At 50.8% G+C, this 7,708-nt stretch carries 7 protein-coding genes; 2 read left to right on the top strand and 5 right to left on the bottom strand.

All coding sequences use genetic code 11. The features are described from left to right. The coding region (locus AC3WN8_RS29960) for a hypothetical protein (protein WP_492673193.1) at positions 1 to 542 on the top strand (542 nt) is incomplete at its 5' end. A 504-nt stretch (positions 543 to 1,046) separates the two neighbouring features. Here the strand turns inward: AC3WN8_RS29960 and AC3WN8_RS29965 are convergent. The 5 genes from AC3WN8_RS29965 to AC3WN8_RS29985 form a co-directional block, all read right to left on the bottom strand. After that, positions 1,047 to 1,280, bottom strand: coding sequence for a transposase (locus AC3WN8_RS29965; RefSeq protein ID WP_492673194.1), 234 nt, complete (start codon positions 1,278 to 1,280; stop codon positions 1,047 to 1,049). Positions 1,281 to 1,607: 327 nt separating this feature from the next. After that, a complete protein-coding gene (locus tag AC3WN8_RS29970; protein ID WP_492673195.1) occupies positions 1,608 to 1,934 on the bottom strand; it encodes a hypothetical protein in 327 nt (108 codons plus the stop codon). Next, on the bottom strand, positions 1,935 to 4,640 hold the full coding sequence (locus AC3WN8_RS29975) for an RHS repeat domain-containing protein (RefSeq protein ID WP_492673196.1): 2,706 nt from the start codon (positions 4,638 to 4,640) through the stop codon (positions 1,935 to 1,937). After that, complete coding sequence (locus AC3WN8_RS29980; protein WP_492673197.1) at positions 4,637 to 6,415, bottom strand: hypothetical protein; 1,779 nt, start codon at positions 6,413 to 6,415, stop codon at positions 4,637 to 4,639. Before AC3WN8_RS29980 ends, AC3WN8_RS29975 begins: the two co-directional genes overlap by 4 nt. An 89-nt stretch (positions 6,416 to 6,504) precedes the next feature. Next, entirely contained in the window at positions 6,505 to 7,185 is a 681-nt protein-coding gene (locus tag AC3WN8_RS29985; RefSeq protein ID WP_492673198.1) for a discoidin domain-containing protein, read from the bottom strand. 188 nt (positions 7,186 to 7,373) lie between these two features. On the opposite strand from AC3WN8_RS29985, the gene AC3WN8_RS29990 reads away from it, so the two are divergent. Then, positions 7,374 to 7,708: type II secretion system protein GspD (locus tag AC3WN8_RS29990; protein ID WP_492673199.1), on the top strand; the 335-nt coding region annotated here is incomplete at its 3' end.

Below are 7,708 nucleotides of genomic sequence, written 5' to 3' on the forward strand. Positions count from 1 at the left end.
TGCTGGCGGACCGGCTGTTCAACGGCGTGCGCAGCCAATGGTGGCTGCTGCCGGCGAATGGCAGCGTGCGGATCGGCGCGGATGCGATTCAGGTGCGCTTGTCGAGCGAAAGCGGCCGGCTGGATATCAACGAGGCATCGCTGGAGCGCATCGATCGGGCGCTGATGGGGCTGGGTGTGGCGGCCGGACAGCGGCGGACCATTCTGGATCGGCTGGGTGCTTATCGCGGTGCGCGGCGGATCGTCTCGTCCTTTGACGAATTGAACGCTGCGCTAAGCGGCGGGCCTGAAACCTCGGCCACATGCCTGGCGGACGTCTTCACCTTCAGTTCTGGCCTGTCAGAGCCCAGGAAAGATAGTCTGCCCCCGAGATTGGCAAGCGCACTTGGCGAGCCTGGCTCGTCGATTGCCCAAAGCCAAGCCGAAGCCGGTGCCGCTTTGCGTATTGAAGCAGCGGGTATTGATCAGATCGTACGGCTTACAAATTCTATAGACGGCATAATTACTGTATCCGCCCGCGCAATTCCACAATACTGTTTTTAGTACCGACCTTCTTCCATTTTTTTCCCTCCTCACAAGTAACAAATACTGAAAACAGAAAAATACAGCGCCAGCTCATGAATCATTGCACGAGACAGAGCATGACGATTGCAGCGATGCAGATGGCGGACATGAATGCGTGGCGCAGCGGTCGTAACGGTGCGGACACATCACTAATCTTTGGGCTTTTCCGACATATTCTCGATTTTTCTGGCGCTTCCGATGGAGGGAGATGGCATGCGCGATGGAAACCTTCGGTTCGCCTTTGAAGGGATGCAGGCGCTAATCTCTCGGTCAGCCAAGGCCGAGCGGAACAAGTCTGTGGCAACCTCGGTCGCCAAGCAGTGCGTCTGACCTGGGTACCTAGCCCCTCGCTCAGCAAAGGGTCTGCTTTGCCGTCACGGGCCGCATGGATTTTTTGAGTTCAGATTGCCTATAATGCGTCCGACAGCCTGCTTTTGAGCAGGCTCCCACTGTACGATGTTTTTAGGTGGGTGGCGTCGATCATCAACTGGTCGGCTCGCCGCCCTTCGCTGGGAGCGTTGCGAAATTCTCGCTGAACACGCCGAGCCGGATCCATCGAATGAAGTGATTGTAGATCGTCTTTAACGGCCCGTACTCGGCCGGCGCATCACGCCGCAGCGGCCCATTCCTGATCGCGAAGATTGTGCCACTGATAATCCGCCGATCATCGGCCGGGCATTCCATGAGACAGCGGGGATACCACGCGATCCGGCGCATCTCCGCCCCCGGGCAGCCAAATCAGATCCCACATTGCAACGCCTCCCCACACCGCTATTGAATCAACAGATCGCGCTTCGCGAAGCGATTTTATAGGCTCCGAGTCTGGCTTAGAACGCCCCCCTTATTACAAACTCAGCTTAGCATCCACACGCCTTGGATCAGCATTTCATCGCCCTGCAGACACGTGAATTTCTTCAACAACCATACAACTATAAAGATAACACATAAACCTATAACATCCCCATAAATTATGTCTTATCTTTTTATTTTCGCCCATCAATTAGTCAATATTTTGCACAAATCTAACACTGACATTAACATTTGCTATATAGTTGTTATTGAAGAAGAGAAAGATTCATACAACTGAGAAAGTAATTTCTCATTGCCAGATGATTTCCCAGATCTCAACAAACCGATCTGAGCATTGTGAATAATATAAAGAATAGATACAATTGCCGTAAGTGAATCATGCCATTCATCGTCAAAAAATTCACTACAACCTTTATCGACCATATCAATCGATGAAATTATACCATTCACTAAATCGTCATCCAAATCCGCCCACTTTATTTTATACGAAAGATCATACAAATTAATGCTTTCTTCTATAGCTTCTATCAATTTTCTTGGGTTTTTCAATTTCTCCTCCACCTAGCAAAACTTGGTAACCATGCAATTAACAATTTGCCTAGGATACACCCTCTCAATGTCGTTCGGCAACACTGGCGTAACAGATGTTATAGAATTACCCGGAACAAATCCAGTTAATACCTCCTCATCTCTCCTAGCCAAATCCTTTGCGATATCATTTGTGAGCCCCTCGCCCATCTGAGTGTCTATTATTCCAGGAAGGAATCTCCCATCTATAGTAATAACATAGCCACCTGCATCCGGACCCTCCGTAGCATATTTTCTAGCAACACCAAAATCTCTTGTTATTGTTACAAACTTTGAATCTACGCCGCCCATTATATGGCCGTCTGGCGTAGTTTTAGCGCTAGGATCTTTCGGCAAAATCGCACCAGTTTTCTCAATGCTTGCAATATCCCTATTAGATAATCCCTTATAAAATGTTTCTCCCTTCCTTCCCTTATCACCTGTTACAAGGGATACTATACCTCTAACAACCGAACCTATTGCAGCACGCACAGTTGAACGGCAAGCAGGCTTTGACACACATGATAATGCCCTAGCTCCTGCTTGAGCAGCTTGCTTACCGGAAGGGTCATGCATATTTATTGGATCATTTCCTACATATGCATAAAGATTTATTTGATCATCATAACCAACGGGGTCAACCTGAAGGAACCGACCGATGGTAGGCGAGTAAATGCGTGACTTATAATGATACATGCCTAGCTCAGGAATCCAAGGCTGGCCGGTATACTGGAATCGCCCGACATTGGTCGAGGCCGGAATGCCATATTCATCATAGCTGTTGATCGACGAGAGCGTACCCGTCGAGCTCGATATGCCGGTGATCGAGCCCTGGTGATCCACATAGAGCCCTCGAGGCTGGGTGAAGCCAGCACCCTCATACCATATGATTGGCGTATCATCACCATCGCGATGCACATAGCGCCGCAGCATGGTGTTCGTACCCGAGTACTCGGCCACCAGCTTGTCACCGTCATAGAGGAACTGCGTCGTACCGGCGGCTCCGCCCGAAACCTGGAACAGCCGCCCCAGCGGATCGTAAAGCAGGCTGGCGGTCGTAGCCCCGGTCGCAGAGACAAGTCGATTCTCTACGTCGTAGACGTAGGTCGATGCCCCGTCCGAGGTCAGGTTGCCGTTCGCGTCATAGCCGAATGTCGCGGCCCCGGCGGCGGTATACTGGTTGAGGCCGTTCTTCGTATATGCGCGGCTGACATTCACATTGCCCAGATAGGCATATGCATCATTGTTTCGCGCTCTCGTTACGATCTGGCTCGCCGGATTGTGCGTGAAAGTCGAAACGACATTCCCCGTGCTTCCCACGAAAAAATCGCTCAGGCTGCTCAGACGCGAAACGCCATCATAGGCGAATTGCGAGTTATCGCCGCTCATCCGGTACATGATATTCGGCCGCCCCTGATTGTCGTAGCCGGTGTAGAATAGGCTCGTCGTACCATTCTCGTTACCCGAATTCATGCGATCCATGCCATCAAATGTGTAGTTGAACTTCTGTGTGTCGGGATGCTTTATGCTTGTCCTGTTGCCGTTGGCATCATACTCATACTCCAGAATACGGCTATATCCCGCCATATTTGCCGTGGTTTTCTTCAGTTGGCCGAATCCATCATATTCATTGGTGACCCCTTCGCCACTGAGGCTATCAAACCGCGCCTTAGTCTGAAGCCCCCGCAGGTCATATTCATAATAGACGTCACGCGTGTGAACGGGATTCAGCGCGACGGGGAAAGGCGGACTGCTACGCTCTGGTACCGTCTTCACGGTCATCCGATTGAGCGCGTCATATGCGTATGTTAAACTAAGTCCCTCACGCTTCCTAAATGATGTCCGGTTACCATTTGGGTCATAGCCATACTCCTCATAATCGGAAGCGTTTACCGCCCCGGAGGTCGATAGAGCAGTTGCAGGCGTTGACGGATTATAGGATGATGCTACCGTCAACGATGGGAAGTTCCAGCGGGATAATCGATCGAAGCCGTCGTAGATATATTCGGCCTTGTTCCCGTTGGCATCCACGACAAAGCGCTGCTTGCCGTTATCGCTGTAGGCATAGGTGACGTAAGCTTGCTCAAGGTTAGGGGCTGATGTCCCAACCGCCTTACGGATCTGTAGCAACTGTGAAGCCGCATCATAAACATTCTTGGTAATTCGGTCCGGCCCCTGTGTTCCAGGCGCACCCATCGTGCAAGCGCTGACCGGCAGAGCCCCGAATACTGCAGCGTTCATTCGTATAGCGGTACATTCAAGACGGCCAGACGAATCGTAGCTGTACTGAGTTACGCGATATGGGGTCCCGCCGCTACCGACTACTTCTTTTATCTTGCGACCGGCAGTGTCGTAAACCGCATCTATAACCTGGAGGACATTGAATCCACTCCACAGCAGCGGTTTCACGCTCTCATCTTGCCATGATAATAATTCCCCTGTCTCCACTTTAGTGGTACGGCCCGCTGGATCGTAGCTTATTCGTACAGCGGCATACTTGATCACTCCCGCCCCGTCCGGATCAGGATTGATCGTGCCGGTAAGGCGGCGGTTCGCGTCGTACCGGTAGCCCGTCGTATATGGCGATGCACTCGCTTGCGCCAACGCAATCTCCGGGAACGCAGAAGCACCGCCGGCACATACCATAGCCAACGCCATGGCCGCTCGGCTCCCTGTCAAAGTATGTTGATGCCGGTTCATGCGCAGCTCCCCAGACCAGCTCGCGGCGTGGTCTCACTGATCTTGTTGCCTTTAGAATCATAAAGGTAGCATGTTCTCAACGTCAGGCCGTCAGCCGTCACCGTTACTCCACGCACCTGCAAATTATTCGGACCGCTGTTCGGACCATAATCATAAGTTGTAATGACCTCATCGCCTGCACCACCAGCACAGACGCTTCCGACGGTCGCCGTTGTCCGACAGCTTCGCTCTTCAGTCTTGACCCAGACTGGGGTCGCCGCCTGAACGTAGCTTCCCGTACCGTTCTTGATCCAGGCATAGCGCTGCGCATAAGCATATCGCTTTACCGGAGAGATCCCGCCGACTGCCGGCCCTGTTTCGGACAATACTCCGCCGTGTACTGTGTCATAAGTGTAAGCCGTTACATTACCGCGCGGATCAGTGATAGAAGTCGGCTGAGAAAAGGGACCGATTACGCGCGCCTCTGTGATGTCTGGAAGCGCGCCGGATTTTGCATGAAGCAGTGTCTGAGTGACATTTCCGCTCGAATCTCTAACATATTGAAAATAATTTCCTTCCGGTAGGGTAATTTTAGTCAGATCGCCCTGAAGGCCATAAACTCCGACTCCAGCCTGATACTCGTATAACGACGATTTACCGACGGGATTGGTATATTTAGTTACCCCTCCGAACAAATACCTTGTAGCACCAGGGTTGAGAATATCTCCATAATATTGAGCTGTATATGAATGATCCTCTGACGAGGGAGCAGAAGAATTTATGGTCATTACTCCGGCACTAAAGCTGTAGGAGTAATTAGTAGTTTTTCCATTCACATTTGCCGTGACGACCATCTGTTCAGTAACCGTACACCCTGGCGAAGATGGACACGGAATTACTACGGAGCTCGTTGTGTACGTTTTATTGTTCGATGAACTTCCGGGATATCTGACGTTTCCGAAGTTTGTATAATCCGTCGCCCCTCCCTCAGGATCCGTTACCGTTATGTAATATCCCGGAGAAGCTGAGTAAATAACCTCTGGCCAATTCATAGATAACGAACAGCTATTTGATGTTGGGTCACAATATTCATAAGCATTGTTTATCGCAACTACACGAGTAGCCTTACCCCACGATTGAAGTGTCGCGTAGTCCACTGGATTTACATCAGAAGAATAATAATATTTTAACTGATATCCTGTGTTACTAGTTATGGATTGAACGCGATGAATATTAGCTCCTAAATACGTCAGATCCTTGTAGTTATAAGTCCAAACAACTCCATTTGGAAATTTGATATAGTCAGCCAAGCTTCTTGACGAAATTGATCCACTACTACTAATATAATAGTTTAGATGGGTGAAACTAACATAAGTTCCATCCTTTCTTTTATATGAGGAGCTACCAGCAGTCGATCCTGTGGGCTTTCTCGGAGATGATGCATAGAACACCTCAGAAGAATTACCGAAAAGAACGTTTACGGTCGGCATTTTCAACCATGGCTGACTATAGGTGAGCTCGTTATCAAAATTTGTCCTAAATCCGTTAGCGCTATAATATCTAATTAGGGGCAGAGCACCTATTCCCTCACCCCCAATGGATAATTCAATTTTTTCATGATAAGGCCTACCACTTACAACATCGACACCGTTGGCATCCACGGATGGTGCGTCAGGCGGTGAACTGATGCCACCAAGGTTGACACCTTGGGCGAATAGATATCCATTTGAACAGAATACCATACTCGCTAAAATTGATTTTATCATGATTAAATTGGGTCTAAGATTCTTATTCATTCTGCACCTTAAATTTTAATATTTTTCGGTTGCTTTGTAAAATTACGACTCGTGCTCAGAAATTTTCTGATATACTATTTAAATAAATTTTATGGCGTCAGCGCATAGAAGTCCCCCACCCCGAGCCAACCGCTTTTTCTGACTCGCAAGTATCGGGCGGATGCGCCGACCGTGATCTCGGTCTTTACATCGTTGCCTGCGGTCGATATCGTCGCAACGGAGGTCCAGCTGCTACCGTCAGTGGAACGCTCCAGCACCGCCGTATTGAGATAGAGCGGCCCCCAACCGCCGAAGGACGAGTTGATCGGAACGAGGACCGCCTTGCCGACTGACTTGGCCGAGCCCAGATCCATTACGATCCACTCATCGGCTCCATTGTTGGTGCCGTGTACGCTGGTCCCGACATTGTAGATTGCGTCGCGCATCCCTGCCCCCGCGCCCGAAAGCCCAGTGTAACCACCATAGGTCGAGCTACTCGAATAAGTGGTTGGCGTGATGATCGTCGGTGCGCTAGCCGCACCTGACACCGCGTAATTGGATCGATTTCCTGCAGGATCGAAAGTCGCCGTCACCGACAGGCCGTTATTCACCGTGCCAGATGTCGACGAGGAAACCAGGCGACCTAGTGCATCATAGCTATAAGTGGCGGTTTCGCTTCCTGACGCCGTATTTGTCATCAGAAGTGTAAATCCGGACAATATGCCCAGACGGATCAATCTGCTTTTCATTTTCCCCGCGCCCGTTTTGATTCGGATGCGGCTATTGATCATTTGGAAAGTCCATTCGGCAATGGAGATAATCCAGAATCAAGCTGACAACATGGTCCATATTGGAGGTTTATATTATTTTAAGGCCAATATCCGGACATTCCCAATGCGCTTGCCTCGAAGGCCCTACAAAGCCGCGTCAGGAAAAGATCCGATCCGCCAACTTCGTGTCCGCGCCTGGAGCGCCGATCGTGAACACGATCGAGTTGCGGGATACGGGTGTGATCCTGAAAGTGGTGCCGCGCGTGAACGACAGCGGGACGATCACGCTGGATATCTCGCAGGAAGTGAGCGACGTTGCGGAGACGACGACGTCGGGGATCAATTCGCCGACGATCCAGCAGCGGCGGATATCGAGCACGGTGGCGACGCGCAGCGGGCAGATGGTGGCACTGGGCGGGCTGATCCGCGACAAGCAGACCAAGGGCCGATCGGGCATTCCGCTGCTCAGCCAGATCCCGGTCGTCGGCGGCCTGTTCGGCAACCAGACCAATATCGGCACGCGCACCGAGCTGATCATATTGCT

It is taken from the genome of Sphingobium sp. FW305-3-2-15-F-TSA7 (assembly GCF_058787155.1).